This window comes from Sphaerisporangium siamense, from assembly GCF_014205275.1.
GTDB classification, from domain to species: Bacteria; Actinomycetota; Actinomycetes; order Streptosporangiales; family Streptosporangiaceae; genus Sphaerisporangium; species Sphaerisporangium siamense.
Map to the genome: position 1 here is coordinate 2,988,685 of NZ_JACHND010000001.1, position 14,692 is coordinate 3,003,376.

Here is a 14,692-nt window from a genome sequence, read left to right on the forward strand (position 1 = left end):
CGAGCGGATGATCGCGGACCACGGGCGGCGGGGGCGGCCGTCCCGGTATGGCCCTTGTGGCGCCCGCGCCGCGCGGGAACACGTCCGTATGGCGGTTCCGCCGTACGGCACACCGACCGAACCACCGATGACAGGAGACACGACAATGCAGCCACGCATGGACAACTTCGCCAAGATCGCCGCCGAGGGCTACCGCGCGATGCAGGCCGTCGAGGCGTACCTCGGGCGCAGCGAGGTCCCCGACAGCCTGCTGGAGCTGGTGCGGATCCGGGCCAGCCAGATCAACGGCTGCGGGTTCTGCCTGGACATGCACCACCACACCGCCAAGCGCGCCGGCGAGACCGACGAGCGGCTCTTCGCCGTCGCCGGATGGCGCGAGGCGCCGTACTACACCTCGGAGGAGCGCGCGGCCCTCGCCCTGACCGAGGCCGTCACCCGGCTCGCCGACGGTGAGGGCGTCCCCGACGCGGTGTGGGACGACGCGGCCGACAACTTCGACGAGAAGTCGCTGGCCGCCCTGGTGGTCGCCATCGCCCAGATCAACTCCTGGAACCGCATCAACGTCACGATCCGCTCGGTCGCCGGCTCCCACCGCCACGCGGTCGCCGCGTCCTGACCCGTGACGGCCCGCGCCCCGGCCGAGGGCGCGGGCCGGCTCATTGGTAGCCGAACCAGCCGGGGACGTCCAGGCGGAACACGTCGTGCGGGGTGAGGGTGCGCAGGTCGGCCTCCATGGCGCGCAGGCGGTCCTCGCCGATGGTCTCGGCCCAGCGGGCGCGCAGGGCGTCGAAGACGCGGGCCGAGCGGGCCAGGCTGTCGGCGCCGCGGGCGGTGAGCCGGACGACCTTGCGGCGGGCGTCGTCCGGGTCGGCGGCGCGCTCGACGTAGCCGAGGCGCTCCAGCGTGTCGACGGTCTTGCCGGCGGCCTGCTTGGAGACGCCGAGCCTGCGGCCGAGGTCGGCGGCGGTCGTGCCGCGCACGCCGATGGCCTGCATGACGAACCCGTGCATCGGCCGTAGATCAGGATGGCCCTGGCGGGCCAGCTCGGCGTGCAGCTCGTCGATCAGCGTGCGAAAGCCCAGGAAGAGCCGCAGCGGCAGCTCGAAGCCGGGAGGGTCGCTTGACACGATGGACAACCTCGTTCACTATCTAGACAACCACATTGTCTATTGTACGAGGAGCACCCCGTGCCCGTCATCCGTCATGCGCAAAGCCGCAGGACCGAAACCCCCAACGCCGTCATGACCACCTACGCCTCGCCCACCCAGGGCGGCACCGGCCTGTCGCTGTGGCGCGTCGAGATGGAGGCCGGCCAGTCGGGGCCGGCGCACGCGTTCGACGCCGAGCTGGTGTGGACCGTGCTGTCCGGGGAGGGCGCCGTCGAGGTCGGCGCCGAGAGCTTCACGATCATGCCCGGCGACACCGTGGTGCTGCCCGCGGACGTGCCGCGCCGGCTGTCCACCGGCTCCGGCCTCACCCTGGTCGCCGCCGCGCCCGCCGGCGCCCGCGCCTACACCACGGAGGGCGCGCCGGACGTGCCCCGGGCGTGCGCCGCGCCGGAGGGGGACATGCTGCTGCCCGCCTGGATGGCCTAGGCGCAGGGGACGCGAACCGTCCACCGCCTCGCCGGCCCGGTTCCGTTGGCGGCCCGTTCACCACTGCGGCAGGAGGACGGTTCACCGCCCCGTCAGCGGATGGTCCACCACCCCGGGAGCATCAGGGGCCCGTAGGCCGGCAGCCCCAGCTCGGCGGTCAGCCGCGTCAGCGGGCCCCACGCCTCCAGGCGGACCCGCGTCAGCGCGGCGGCCCGGTCCTCGCTGGACTCGGCCGGGCGCAGGCGCTCCAAGGGGTGGACGCGCGGGTAGGTGCGCACCGGGGCGTTCTTGGGGAGGCCCGCCCGGCTCCTGGCCAGGTCGACGGCGTCCTCCAGGCCGCCGAGCCGGTCGACCAGGCCGCTGTCGCAGGCGTCGGCGCCCGTCCAGACCCGGCCGCGCGCCAGGTCGTGGGCGCGCTCGCGGTCGATGCCCCGGCCCTCGGCGACCTTGCCCACGAAGTCGTCGTAGATGCGGTCCAGCCAGGTGTTGACCCGCGCCCACTGCGCCTCGGAGTAGGAGCGGCTCGGCGAGAACATGCCCGAGTTGGCGCCGACGTCGACCGACTCGGAGGTGATGCCGGCCCGGCCGAGCAGCCCGGCCAGGGACGGCTTGCCGCCGAACACGCCGATCGAACCGGTGAGCGTGCCCGGCTGGGACACGATCACGTCGGCCGCCATCGAGACGAAGTAGCCGCCCGAGGCCGCCAGGTCGCCCATCGAGATGATCACCGGCTTGCCGGCCTTGCGGGTCAGCACGACCTCGCGCCAGATGACGTCCGAGGCGACGTACGACCCGCCGGGGCTGTCGACGCGGAAGACGACGGCCTTGACCGCGTCGTCCTTGCGGGCGGCGCGGAAGGCGGCGCTGATCGTGTCCGAGCCCATGGCGCCCCCGCCGCCGAGAGGGCTGCGCCCGCTGCGGCCGAGGCGGATCGCGCCGTTGCCGTGGATCAGCGCCACGACGCGCTCGCCGGGGTGGGGCAGCTTGCCGGAGATCGGCCCCTTGGCGTACCGCGAGACGTACAGCAGGAGGTCGCCGTCCTCGCGGATCTCGTCGTAGACCTCGTCCCGGTAGGCGAGCCGGTCGACCAGCCCGGCCTCCAGGGCCTCGGCGCCGATGAACGGCCCCTGGTCGATGAGCTCGCGCACGCGCTCGGGCGCGAGGCCGCGTCCCTCGGCGACGCCGGCGACGATCTGCTCGATGACCGACTCGGCGATCCGCTCGGCGGACTCGCGGTGCGCCTCGGTCATGTGGTCCTGGGTGAAGGTGTTGGCCGCGGTCTTGTACTCGTGCCGCTGGCCGATCTGGTAGTCGACGCCGAGCTTGCCGAGCGCGTTCTTCACGAAGCGCTGCTCCAGGCTGACGCCGGTCAGCCCGACGTCACCCGAGGGCTGCAGGTAGACCTTCTCGAAGGCGCTGGCCAGGTAGTACGGCACGGTGCCCGCGCCGAACTCGCCGAACGTCTCGCCGAAGGCCACGGTCATCTTGCCGGCGGCCCGGAGCTGGACGACCGCCGTGCGCAGCTCCTGCACCATGGCCAGCCCGATGGGACGCCCGCCGATCTTGACGACGAGGCCCTTGACCCGGGGGTCCCTGCGCGCGCGGCGCAGGCCCTCCAGCACGTCGGCGAAACGGGTCTTGCGCATGGACAGGATGGCGCCCAGCGGATCGGACGGGGGGCCCTCGGTGAGACCCTCGGTCAGGTCGAGTTCAAGGATCAAGGGGGCCGTGCGTCGCTGCCGGAACCGGTCGACCGATTCCATGATCGCCTTAGTCGCGTCCATAGCGACACCCTAGGCGACGTTTCCGGTAAAGAGGCGCAGGCTTTTCCCGGGGCGGGACGCGAGGCCGCCCCAGGACGGCCGATGAGCGAGGTTCATGCCCTTTCGCCGGGCTCTTCGCGAGGCTGTCCGCCGGGCGCGGTGACGCCCTCCCCAAGCTCGGCGGTGCCCCCGCCGAGGTCGGCGGCGTCCTCGCCCGGCTCGGCGGCGTCCCGCACGGCGCCGGGCCCGCTGGTGCGGACGGCCCGCGGGAGCTCCTCCGCGACGGGCCGGGCGGCCGGCCCGTCGTGGCGCAGCCACAGCGCGCCGAGCGGCGGCACCCGCAGCCGCGCCGAGTACGGCAGCCCGTGCCAGGGCTCCGCCTCGGCCTCGACGGCGCCGAGGTTGCCGACGCCGCTGCCGTAGTAGTCGTAGGCGTCGGTGTTGACGACCTCCTCCCAGCGGCCCCCGGCGGGCAGGCCGAGGACGTAGTCCTCGTGGGGGCGGCCGGAGAAGTTGGCGACGCACGCCACCATCGACCCGTCGTCGCCGTGGCGCACGAACGAGAAGACGTTGCCCGAGGCGTCGTCGGCGTCGATCCACTGGAAGCCGTCGGGCGTGTGGTCCTGGGAGTACATGGCCCGGGTCTCGCCGTACACGCGGTTCAGGTCGCGCATGAGCCGCTGCACCCCCTGGTGGGGCTCGAAGTCCAGCACCCACCAGTCCAGCCCGCGCTCCTCCGACCACTCCGAGCCCTGGCCGAACTCGCTGCCCATGAACAGCAGCTTCTTGCCCGGGTGCGCCCACATGAACGCCAGCAGGGCCCGCAGGTTGGCGAACCGCTGCCACTCGTCGCCGGGCATCTTGCCGAGCAGCGACCCCTTGCCGTGCACGACCTCGTCGTGGGAGAGGGGGAGCACGAAGTTCTCGGAGTAGGCGTACATCAGCGAGAACGTCATCTGGTGGTGGTGGTACTGCCGGAAGACCGGCTCGTGCTGCAGGTAGGCCAGCGTGTCGTGCATCCAGCCCATGTTCCACTTGAAGCCGAACCCGAGCCCGCCCAGGTAGACCGGCCGCGACACCCCCGGCCACGCGGTGGACTCCTCGGCGATCGTGACGATGCCGGGCTCCTCGCGGTAGGCCACCGCGTTCATCTCCTTGAGGAACTCCACCGCGTCCAGGTTCTCCCGCCCGCCGTGGATGTTGGGCGTCCACTCGCCCTCGCGGCGCGAGTAGTCCAGGTAGAGCATCGAGGCGACCGCGTCCACCCGCAGCCCGTCGATATGGAACTCCTTGAGCCAGTACACGGCGTTGGCGACCAGGAAGTTGCGGACCTCACGGCGGCCGTAGTCGAAGATGTAGGTCCCCCACTCGGGGTGGGTGCCGCGGCGGGGGTCGGCGTGCTCGTACAGGGGCGTGCCGTCGAACCTGCCGAGCGACCATTCGTCCTTGGGGAAGTGCGCGGGCACCCAGTCGAGCAGGACGCCGATGCCGGCCGCGTGCAGGCGGTCGATCAGGTACCGGAACTCGTCGGGCGTGCCGAACCGCGCGGTCGGGGCGTAGTAGGAGCTGATCTGGTAGCCCCACGAGCCGCCGAAGGGGTGCTCGGCGACGGGCAGGAACTCGACGTGCGTGAAGCCCATCTCCTGGACGTACTCGACGAGCTCGGTGGCCAGCTCGATGTAGGAGAGGCCGGGGCGCCAGGAGCCGAGGTGGACCTCGTAGGCGGCCATGGGCTCGGCGAGCCGGTCGCGGCCGGCGCGGTCGCGCATCCACGCGTCGTCGTCCCAGGTGTAGGCGGACTCCTCGACGATCGAGGCGGTGGCGGGCGGGATCTCGGTGCGCCGCGCCATCGGGTCGGCCTTGGACCGCCAGACCGAGTCGGCGCCGAGCACCGAGAACTTGTAGCGCTCGCCCGCGCCGACCCCGGGGATGAACAGCTCCCACACCCCGGAGGCGCCGAGCGAGCGCATCGGGTGGCCGGAGCCGTTCCAGTGGTTGAAGTCGCCCTCGACGCGCATCCCGCGCGCGTTCGGGGCCCAGACGGCGAAGGCGGTGCCGTCCTCGTCGCCGTGGCGCATGACCCGGGCGCCGAGGACCTCCCACAGGCGCTCGTGGCGGCCCTCTCCGATCAGGTGCAGGTCGATCTCGCCCAGAGTGGGCCAGTGGTGGTACGGGTCGCCCACGTCGTGCGGCTCGCCGCCCTCGTACGTCACGCGCAGGTGGTAGGGCGGCACCTTGTCCACGCCCGGCAACGTGGCCGTGAACACGCCGTGCGCCTCGTGACTCATCTCGTGGACGGTCTCCTGGCCGCCGTCGTCGAGCACCAGCTCGACCTTCTCGGCCAGGGGCTTCAACGCCCGCACCGTCATGCCGTCGGGTGAGGGGTGCGCGCCCAGGATCGAGTGCGGATCATGGTGTGCGCCGCCCGCCAATCGGTTCAGGTCCAGGTCCGCGTTCATCGAATCGCTCACCGCTCCTCAGGCGCCTTGCTCGTCACTACCTCTGCGTATCCCCTAACCCTGCCCCAGAACGGCCTGCCAACCCACGATCTCGGAGGTATCACACCTTGCCTATGGCAAACGTGTGGTCCAGGCGTTTCGGGCTGTATGTCTCACCAGTTCAGGACACGCAGCTCGCCGGTGGTCAGATCGGCGATCACCCGCCCCACGTCCAGCCACCGGCCGTCGGGAAATCTCACGAAGAGCTGCAGGCAGCGGTGGGCCTCGCAGCCGTGCCTGCGGAAGATCAAACTGTGCACGCGCAGCTCGGCGGGCGACGTCAGCGGCCGGCCCGCCGCGGCGGCGTACGAGCGCCTGACCATGGCGCCGAGCCGGGGATGGGCCAGCAGCACCTCGGTGGCCCTGGCCTCCTCCCCGCGCGTGGGCGCCGGGCGCATCGCCGCGCCCGCAGGAGCGGCGTCCGCGGTGGCCTCCGACCGCAGGGCCTGCCGCCGGGCGTCCACGACCGGGGGCCCGGCCGCCTGCGTCAGGCATGACGTCAGGACCAGTGCCGAGGCGACGGCCCCCGCCCCCACGACGGCGACCCGCCCTCGCCGCATCCTTCCACCGCCTCACGCTAGGCATGCGTGCGACTACGGATGGTAATCTACCGGGCGGCCTGCGTGAAGGCGGCGAGCGGGATCGGCAGCCACGTCGGGCGGTTGCGCGCCTCGTAGACCACCTCGTAGGCGGCCTTGCTCAGCTCCAGCGCCCGCAGCACGACCGCGTCGTCGCCGTGGATCCTGCCCCCCGCCGCCGAGTAGCCCGCGACGAACTCCGCGCGGTTGCGCTCGGCCCACTCGGCCGCGCACGGTTCCAGCGCCTCGGCGTCGGGACGGCCGAACAGCAGGTGGCGCGCGGCATAGTCGAACGAGCGCAGCATGCCGGCGACGTCCCTGAGCGGGGAGTCCAGCGCGCGGCGCTCGCGCAGCGGCTGACCGGGCTCGCCCTCGAAGTCCAGGACCACCCATTCGCTCGGCGTCCGCATGACCTGGCCGAGGTGGTAGTCGCCGTGGACCCGCTGGACCGTGATCGGCCGGCCGATGTCGGCCAGCCGGTCGAACGCCTGGTGCGCGACCCCGGCGTGCGCGGCCAGCTCGGGCACCTCGGAGATCGCCGACTCCAGGCGGCGCCTGAACCCCTCGACCATGCGCTTGACCTCGGGCGCCTCGATCGTGCTCGTGGGGAAGGCGTCGGCCATCTGGCGGTGCAGACGGGCGGTGGCCATGCCGAGCCGGTGCGACTCGGCGGCGAAGTCGCCGCCCGCGTCGCAGCACGGCGTGCCGGGCGGCGAGCCGTACAGGTCGCGGACGCTGGTCAGGGCGAGCGCCCAGCCGTCGCTGGCGGTCGACAGGAACTCCTGGACGAAGGCGAGCGTGGTGCTCTGGCCGTCGACGTCGGTCTCGACCCAGCCGTACGGGCGGGCGATGTTGCGCGAGCCCCGGCGGGCCAGGGCCGAGACGACCTCCACCTCGGGGTTGACGCCCGGGATCAGCTTGCGGAACAGCTTGCAGATGTAGGCGTCGCCGAACACCAGCGAGGTGTTGGACTGCTCGCCGCCGAGGACCAGGCTGCGCAGCGAGGTGTCGATCGTGGTACCCGGCATGCGCCGGAAGCGCAGCGGCCCGACGTCGGCGTCCCCGGCCATGGCCGCGAGCAGCACCCCGGTCACGTCGGCGTCGTGGACGGCGTCGTAGGCGAAGCCCTCCGCGGTCTCGCCGATCGCGACGTGGCGCAGGCGCTGGGGCAGCTCGGGGCGTAGCCCCACGAGCAGTTGGTAGCGGTCGACGGCGTCCCCCTGGGTGACGGTGATCACCACGTGGCGCACGGAGACCTGGTCACCCGTGGTCCTGGAGGAACCCGCCACATCGCTCTGGCGGGTTTCTTCAAGACCACGGAGGGGCAAAGGAGTGGCCGATTCCACGGCCAGCCCCGAGATCGCGCGGCTCTTGCCGGCGAACCACCGCTGTCCGGTGATCCAGCCGGCAAGGAGCTCTTCGAGAGTATGTGTCACGTCTCCTCGGCTGCTGCGCTCGTCGGCGGAAGGGTGAACCAATAGAACCCATGCCCAGGAAGCGTCAAAAGATACGGAAGTTCCCCGATTGGGGGGAAAGGAACCCCGCCCGTGCACTCCACCGGCGTGACCCCCTCGAACCTCCGCAGGTCCAGCTCCACGGGCTGCGGGAAGCGGGACAAGTTGTTGACGCACAGGACTCGATCGTCGCCGAGCTCGCGGACGAAAGCCAGAACACTGGGGTTGGAAGAGTTGAGTTCCGTGAACTCTCCGAGACCGAACACCGGGTGCCGCTTGCGGATCTCGATCATCTTCTTCGTGAAGTGCAGCAGCGACCCGGCGTTCTTCTGCTGCGCCTCGACGTTCAGCGCCTGGTACCCGTAGATCGGGTCCATGATCACCGGTAGGTAGAGCCGGCCGGGGTCGCAGTCGGAGAACCCGGCGTTGCGGTCGGGCGTCCACTGCATGGGCGTGCGGACGCCGTCGCGGTCGCCGAGCCAGATGTTGTCGCCCATGCCGATCTCGTCGCCGTAGTAGAGCACCGGGCTGCCCGGCAGGCTCATCAGCAGGGCGGTGAACAGCTCGATCTGGTTGCGGTCGTTCTCCAGCAGCGGGGCGAGGCGGCGGCGGATGCCGACGTTGGCCCGCATGCGCGGGTCCTTGGCGTACTCGGTGTACATGTAGTCGCGCTCTTCGTCGGTCACCATCTCAAGGGTGAGCTCGTCGTGGTTGCGCAGGAAGATGCCCCACTGGCAGTTCTCGGGGATCTTGGGTGTCTGGGCCATGATCTCGGAGATCGGGTAGCGGGTCTCGCGGCGCACGGCCATGAAGATGCGCGGCATGAGCGGGAAGTGGAACGCCATGTGGCACTCGTCGCCGCCGGTGACCGGGTCGCCGAAGTACTCGACGACGTCGGCGGGCCACTGGTTGGCCTCGGCGAGCAGCACGCGGTCGGGGTACAGGCGGTCCACCTCGCGCCTGACCCGCTTGAGGTAGGCGTGGGTCGGCGCCAGGTTCTCGCAGTTGGTGCCCTCCTGCTCGAACAGGTAGGGGACCGCGTCGAGGCGGAAGCCGTCGATGCCGAGGTCGAGCCAGAACCGCAGGACCTCCAGCATGGCGTCCTGGACGGCCGGGTTCTCGTAGTTCAGGTCCGGCTGGTGGTGGAAGAACCTGTGCCAGTAGTACTGGCCCCGGACCGGGTCGTAGGTCCAGTTGGACGCCTCGGTGTCGATGAAGATGATGCGGGCGTCGCTGTATTCGTCGCTGTTGTCGGACCAGACGTAGAAGTCGCCGAACGGCCCGGTGGGGTCGTGGCGGGACGCCTGGAACCAGGGGTGCTGGTCGCTGGTGTGGTTCATGACCAGGTCGGCGATGACCCGCATTCCCCGCTTGTGCGCCTCGTCGACGAGCTTGATGAAGTCCCCCAGGTCTCCGAAATCCGGGAGGATCTTCATGAAGTCAGAAATATCGTATCCGCCGTCTTTGAGGGGAGATTCGTAGAGCGGCAGGAGCCACAGGCAGTCGACGCCGAGCCACTGGAGGTAGTCCAGCTTGTTGATCAGGCCCCGGATGTCTCCGGTGCCGTCGCCGTTCGAGTCCGCGAACCCTCGGATGAGGACCTCGTAGAAGACGGCACGCTTGTACCAGCGCGGGTCGCGCGGCTTTTCGTGGGTGAAAGTGTCAGGAACCGGCTGAGGCGTCAAGCTCACCTGTGGACTCCCCGCTGTGCTTATGCGCGCGTACGCCGACGCGGCCGGGCGTCTATGACCGGCCGGCCGGCGTCGCTCGCAGTGTGAGGACGTGGGCTGGATTGATATGTGGATCGAGGCGCACGTAGTTGGCATGCCGCCAGTGGTACGACTCGCCCGATAGCTCGTCGTCCACGAGGAACTCCGCGCCCCAATCGAGGCCGAGGCCCGGCATGTCCAAGGTGACCGTCGCCTCGTGCGTGTTGTGCGGATCCAGATTGACGACGACCAGGACCACATCGCCCAGACCGTGCCGTCGTGTGGACGGGTCGTAGGCGCCGGGCAGCCGCTTGGAGAAGCAGATCATGTCCGGGTGGTCGACGCTGTGGAACCGTAGGTTACGCAGTTCCTGGACCGCTGGGTGTGCTCTTCTGAACAAATTGAGGGTCGTGATGAACGGCGCGAGGCTGCGGCCGTCGCGTTCCGCGCCCGCCCAGTCACGAGGCCGCAGCTCGTACTTCTCGCTGTTCAGGTATTCCTCGCTGCCCGGACGCACCGGGGTGCCCTCGGCGAGCTCGTAGCCCGCGTACATGCCCCACGAGGGGGACCCCAGGGCGGCGAGGACGGCCCTGATCTTGAAGGCGGGCACGCCTCCGGTCTGGAGGTATTCGTGCAGGATATCCGGGGTGTTCACGAAGAGGTTCGGCCGCAGGTAGTGGCTCGTCTCATGGGACAGCTCGGAGAAGTAGCTCTCCAGCTCCCCGGCGGCGGTCCGCCACGTGAAATAGGTGTAGGACTGGTGGAAGCCGACCTTGGCGAGGGCGCGCAGCATCGGGGGCCTGGTGAACGCCTCCGACAGGAACACCACGTCGGGGTCGGTGGTGTAGATCTCGCCGAGCAGCCGCTCCCAGAACTCCACCGGCTTGGTGTGCGGGTTGTCGACGCGGAAGATGCGCACGCCGTGGTCGATCCAGTGGCGCACGACCCGCAGCACCTCGGCGTAGATGCCCTCGGGGTCCTTGTCGAAGTTCAGCGGGTAGATGTCCTGGTACTTCTTCGGAGGGTTCTCGGCGTAGGCGATCGACCCGTCGGCGCGGATCGTGAACCACTCCGGGTGCTCCTTGACCCACGGATGGTCGGGGGAGCACTGCAGCGCCAGGTCCAGCGCGACCTCCAGGCCCAGCTCCCCGGCACGCTTCACGAAGGCGTCGAAGTCCTCCATGGTGCCGAGGTCGGGGTGGATCGCGTCGTGGCCGCCCTCCGCGGCGCCGATCGCCCACGGGGAGCCCACGTCGTACGGCTCGGGGTGCAGGGTGTTGTTGCGGCCCTTGCGGTAGGCGTCGCCGATGGGGTGGACGGGCGGCAGGTAGACGACGTCGAAGCCCATGGCGGCCACGGCCGGCAGCCGCTCGGCGGCCGTCCGGAAATTTCCGGACTTGGGGGGAACGTCCTGCTCGATCACCGCGCCCTCGGAGCGAGGGAACAGCTCGTACCACGAGCCGAACAGCGCACGGCGGCGATCCACCCGGACCCGGTAGCGTGGCCCCCGCGTGACCAGGTCGCGCAAGGGATGGGCGGTCAGGGCGCTCGCGACGTCCGGGAGCTGCGCGTACGACAGGCGCGCCCGCGGGTCGAGCTCGTCGTCGCGCAGGCGGTCCGCCACCTCCTGCAGCGCGGCGCGGTGGGCGCAGTCGTCGCACCCCGCCTGCCGGACGCCCTTCGCGGCCCGCTCGAAGACGCGGGCCCCCTCCTCGCACATCAACTCGACGTCGATGCCCCGGGGGATCTTGATGCCCGCGTCGTGCAGCCAGGTGGCGACCGGGTCGCTCCAGGCCTCGACGCGGAACTGCCAGGTGCCCTCCGTGGGCAGCGTCACCTCCACCGACCACCGGTCGGTCCCCGGCTCGCCTTCCCGCATCAGCAGGAGCGGCCTTCGAACGCCGTCCGGGTCGAAGAGCACGACCCCGGCCGCCACCGCGTCGTGTCCCTCACGGAACACGACGGCGCTTATCTCGAAAGTCTCGCCCGCCGCGGATTTCGCGGGCCACCGCCCGCAATCGACGACTGGGTGAATGTCCTGTATTGGGATTCGTCCGATCATCGCGTCTCAAGGTAGCGGCGACGCACCGGGCGTCACCGGGAATTGTGAGGGCAAGGATTGATCTTTGCTTCCGGTAGGTTCCCGGGCACGGCGCCTGGGATATGCGGGCATGGTCGGCTCCGGCCGGGAGTGACCGTGCCATCCCGAGTCCGGAGAGGTAGAGGTGAGGCTCTTACATGGGACTGCCCCCATAGTCCATCCTCAAGCATCCCCGGGGGAAGTTAGGGGCCCACGGCGCGCCTTTTCTCCATCATGTTGCCGGTGTGCGCGACAGTCGTACATGATCGAGTTGAGATCACTGTGCCGTGTCGGCTTTAGTGAGGTTTGAGCATGTTGGCTAGTGGTGAGAGCGAATCGCAGTACATCTGGCAGACGCGAAGAGCGTTCCGGTCGCGCGTCGTGGCGCTGAGTAACTAGGGTCTGGCCCCGTGAGAGCAATCCGCAGATTCACCGTCCGTACCGTCCTTCCCGCAGAGCTGGCCGCCTTGGGCGAGCTGGTGCACAACCTGCGCTGGTCCTGGCATCCCGAGACCTTGGACCTCTTCGCGGAGGTGGACCCAGCCACCTGGGAGCGGGTCGGCCACGACCCGGTCGCCCTACTGGGAGCGGTGGAAGCCGACAGGCTCGCCGAGCTGGCACGTGATCGCAGATTCCTCCGCAGGCTGGCCGACGCCGCCGACGACCTGCGGGAGTACATGACCGCCCCGCGCTGGTACCAGACGCTGCCGGACGCCCCCGCCGCCATCGGCTACTTCTCGCCCGAATACGGCATCGCCGCGGCGCTCCCGCAGTACTCCGGGGGCCTCGGCATCCTCGCCGGCGACCACCTGAAGGCCGCCAGCGACCTCGGCGTGCCCATCCTCGGCGTCGGGCTCCTCTACCGGCACGGCTACTTCACCCAGTCCCTCTCGCCCGAGGGCTGGCAGCAGGAGCACTACCCGAGCCTCGACCCCGGCGGCCTGCCCCTGTCCCTCCTGAAGGAGGCCGACGGCACGCCCGCCCGCGTCGCCATCCCGCTGCCCGGGGACCGCACGCTGCACGCCCAGATCTGGGTCGCCCAGGTCGGCCGGGTCCCGCTGCTGCTCCTCGACTCCGACGTCGCCGAGAACGACACCGCCGCCCGCGACGTCACCGACCGGCTGTACGGCGGGGGCACCGACCACCGCCTCATGCAGGAGCTGCTGCTCGGCATCGGCGGCGTGCGGGCCCTGCGCGCCTACTGCAGGATCACCGGGCACCCCGAGCCGGAGGTCTTCCACACCAACGAGGGCCACGCGGGCTTCCTCGGCCTGGAGCGCATCCGCGAGCTCACCGAGCACAGGCTCTCCTTCGACGAGGCCCTGGAAGCGGTGCGCGCCGGCACGGTGTTCACCACCCACACGCCGGTCCCCGCGGGCATCGACCGCTTCCCCGTCGAGATGATCGAGCGGCAGTTCGGCGGCGCCAACGCCTGGCCGACGGTGCCCGTGGAGCGCATCCTCGCGCTCGGCGCCGAGCCGGGCACGCCCGAGTCCACCGGCGAGGGCGCCCTGTTCAACATGGCCGTCATGGGCATGCGGCTCGCCCAGCGGGTCAACGGCGTTTCCGAGCTGCACGGCGAGGTCAGCCGCGAGATGTTCCAGGGGCTGTGGCCGGGGTTCGACCTCGACGACATCCCGATCGGGTCGATCACCAACGGCGTGCACGCCCCCACGTGGGTGGCCCGCGAGGTCATGGAGCTGGCCGGCGAGGAGCTCCCGTCCCTGATCGAGAAGGCCCAGGGCTGGGAGGGCGTCCAGAAGCTCTCCGACGAGGACATCTGGGGCATCCGCGGCAGGCTGCGGGCCCGGCTGGTCGAGGGGGCCCGCGAGCGGCTGCGGTCCTCGTGGCGGGCGCGCGGCGCCTCCAGCGCCGAGCTCGGCTGGATCGACGAGGCCCTGTCGCCGGACGTGCTCACCATCGGCTTCGCCCGGCGCGTGCCGTCCTACAAGCGGCTCACGCTCATGCTCAAGGACGCCGACCGGCTCAAGCACCTGCTGCTCGACCCGGAGCGGCCCGTCCAGATCGTCATCGCGGGCAAGGCACACCCGGCCGACGAGGGCGGCAAGAAGCTGATCCAGCAGATCGTCAGGTTCGCCGACCGCGAGGACGTCCGGCACCGCATCGTCTTCCTGCCCGACTACGACATGAACCTCGGGCGGCTCATGGTGCAGGGCTGCGACGTGTGGATGAACAACCCGCTGCGCCCGCTGGAGGCCTGCGGCACCTCCGGCATGAAGGCCGCGCTCAACGGCGGGCTGAACCTGTCCATCAAGGACGGCTGGTGGGACGAGTGGTACGACGGTGACAACGGCTGGGCGGTCCCGACCGCCGACGGCGTCGAGGACGCCGACCGCCGTGACGAGCTGGAGGCGTCCGCGCTCTACGACCTGATCGAGCGCGAGGTCGCCGCCCGCTTCTACGACCGCTCCGGCGGCGGGTACCCGCGCCGCTGGCTGGAGATGGTCAAGCACACCTTCAGCTCCCTCGGCCCGAAGGTCCTGGCCGGGCGCATGCTCCGCGACTACGTGGTCGACCTGTACGCCCCCGCGGCCACGTCGGCCCGCGAGCTGTCCAAGGCCGACCACGTCCGGGCCCGCGAGTTCGCGGCGTGGAAGCTGCGCGTCAGCCGTGCCTGGCCGGGCGTCCGCGTCGAGCACGTCGAGACCTCGGGCATCGGGGACACCCCGCAGCTCGGCGCGGCCATGGAGGTCCGCGCCACCGTCGCGCTCGGCGAGCTGTCCCCCGACGACGTGTCGGTGCAGGCCGCGTACGGCAAGGTCGGCGGGCACGACGAGCTGATCAAGCCCTCGTACGTCACGCTGTCGGTCGACTCGGTGGGCGACGACGGCAAGGCCACCTACACGGGCGTCGTCCCGCTGGACCGCACGGGCGCCTTCGGCTACACCGTCCGCGTGGTGCCCGCCCACGTCCTGATGTCCTCCCCGGCCGAACCGGGCCTGATCACCGCCCCCGAGGAGCCCGTCGGCATGACCAATGGCACCCTCCGCTGAG

Annotated in this window: 10 protein-coding genes; 3 read left to right on the plus strand and 7 right to left on the minus strand. The window is 70.7% G+C overall.

What is annotated here, in order from left to right:
* The first annotated feature begins 145 nt into the window (after positions 1-145).
* Positions 146-616, plus strand: coding sequence for a carboxymuconolactone decarboxylase family protein (locus tag BJ982_RS13805; RefSeq protein ID WP_184880178.1), 471 nt, complete (start codon positions 146-148; stop codon positions 614-616).
* A 40-nt stretch (positions 617-656) separates the two neighbouring features.
* On the opposite strand, the gene BJ982_RS13810 is transcribed toward BJ982_RS13805, so the two are convergent.
* Positions 657-1,127 carry a MarR family winged helix-turn-helix transcriptional regulator gene (locus tag BJ982_RS13810; protein WP_203959321.1) on the minus strand — a complete coding sequence of 157 codons (471 nt, stop codon included), beginning with the start codon at positions 1,125-1,127 and terminating at the stop codon, positions 657-659.
* 60 nt (positions 1,128-1,187) lie between these two features.
* On the opposite strand from BJ982_RS13810, the gene BJ982_RS13815 reads away from it, so the two are divergent.
* Positions 1,188-1,595: a cupin domain-containing protein gene (locus BJ982_RS13815; protein ID WP_184880180.1), complete on the plus strand. Its 408-nt coding sequence runs from the start codon at positions 1,188-1,190 to the stop codon at positions 1,593-1,595.
* 92 nt (positions 1,596-1,687) lie between these two features.
* Here BJ982_RS13815 and BJ982_RS13820 read toward each other — a convergent pair whose 3' ends face one another.
* The 6 genes from BJ982_RS13820 to BJ982_RS13845 all read right to left on the minus strand — a co-directional run bounded on the left by BJ982_RS13820 (position 1,688) and on the right by BJ982_RS13845 (position 11,659).
* A complete protein-coding gene (locus BJ982_RS13820; RefSeq protein ID WP_184880182.1) occupies positions 1,688-3,379 on the minus strand; it encodes a S49 family peptidase in 1,692 nt (563 codons plus the stop codon).
* Between the two features lie 92 nt (positions 3,380-3,471).
* Positions 3,472-5,817 carry a 1,4-alpha-glucan branching protein GlgB gene (gene glgB / locus BJ982_RS13825; RefSeq protein ID WP_203959326.1) on the minus strand — a complete coding sequence of 782 codons (2,346 nt, stop codon included), beginning with the start codon at positions 5,815-5,817 and terminating at the stop codon, positions 3,472-3,474.
* A 152-nt stretch (positions 5,818-5,969) separates the two neighbouring features.
* Positions 5,970-6,416, minus strand: coding sequence for a hypothetical protein (locus BJ982_RS13830; protein WP_184880184.1), 447 nt, complete (start codon positions 6,414-6,416; stop codon positions 5,970-5,972).
* 47 nt (positions 6,417-6,463) lie between these two features.
* The gene (locus BJ982_RS13835; protein ID WP_184880186.1) at positions 6,464-7,870 is read right to left on the minus strand and encodes a maltokinase N-terminal cap-like domain-containing protein; all 1,407 of its coding nucleotides are present in this window, start codon (positions 7,868-7,870) and stop codon (positions 6,464-6,466) included.
* Positions 7,867-9,579: a maltose alpha-D-glucosyltransferase gene (gene treS / locus BJ982_RS13840; RefSeq protein ID WP_184880188.1), complete on the minus strand. Its 1,713-nt coding sequence runs from the start codon at positions 9,577-9,579 to the stop codon at positions 7,867-7,869. The genes BJ982_RS13835 and treS overlap by 4 nt, the downstream gene beginning before the upstream one ends.
* Positions 9,580-9,631: 52 nt before the next feature.
* Positions 9,632-11,659, minus strand: a complete 2,028-nt coding sequence (locus BJ982_RS13845) for an alpha-1,4-glucan--maltose-1-phosphate maltosyltransferase (RefSeq protein WP_184880190.1) — start codon at positions 11,657-11,659, stop codon at positions 9,632-9,634.
* A gap of 428 nt (positions 11,660-12,087) precedes the next feature.
* Between BJ982_RS13845 and glgP the strand changes: the two genes are divergently transcribed.
* Positions 12,088-14,691: an alpha-glucan family phosphorylase gene (gene glgP / locus BJ982_RS13850; RefSeq protein WP_184880192.1), complete on the plus strand. Its 2,604-nt coding sequence runs from the start codon at positions 12,088-12,090 to the stop codon at positions 14,689-14,691.
* The last annotated feature ends 1 nt before the right edge of the window (position 14,692 follow it).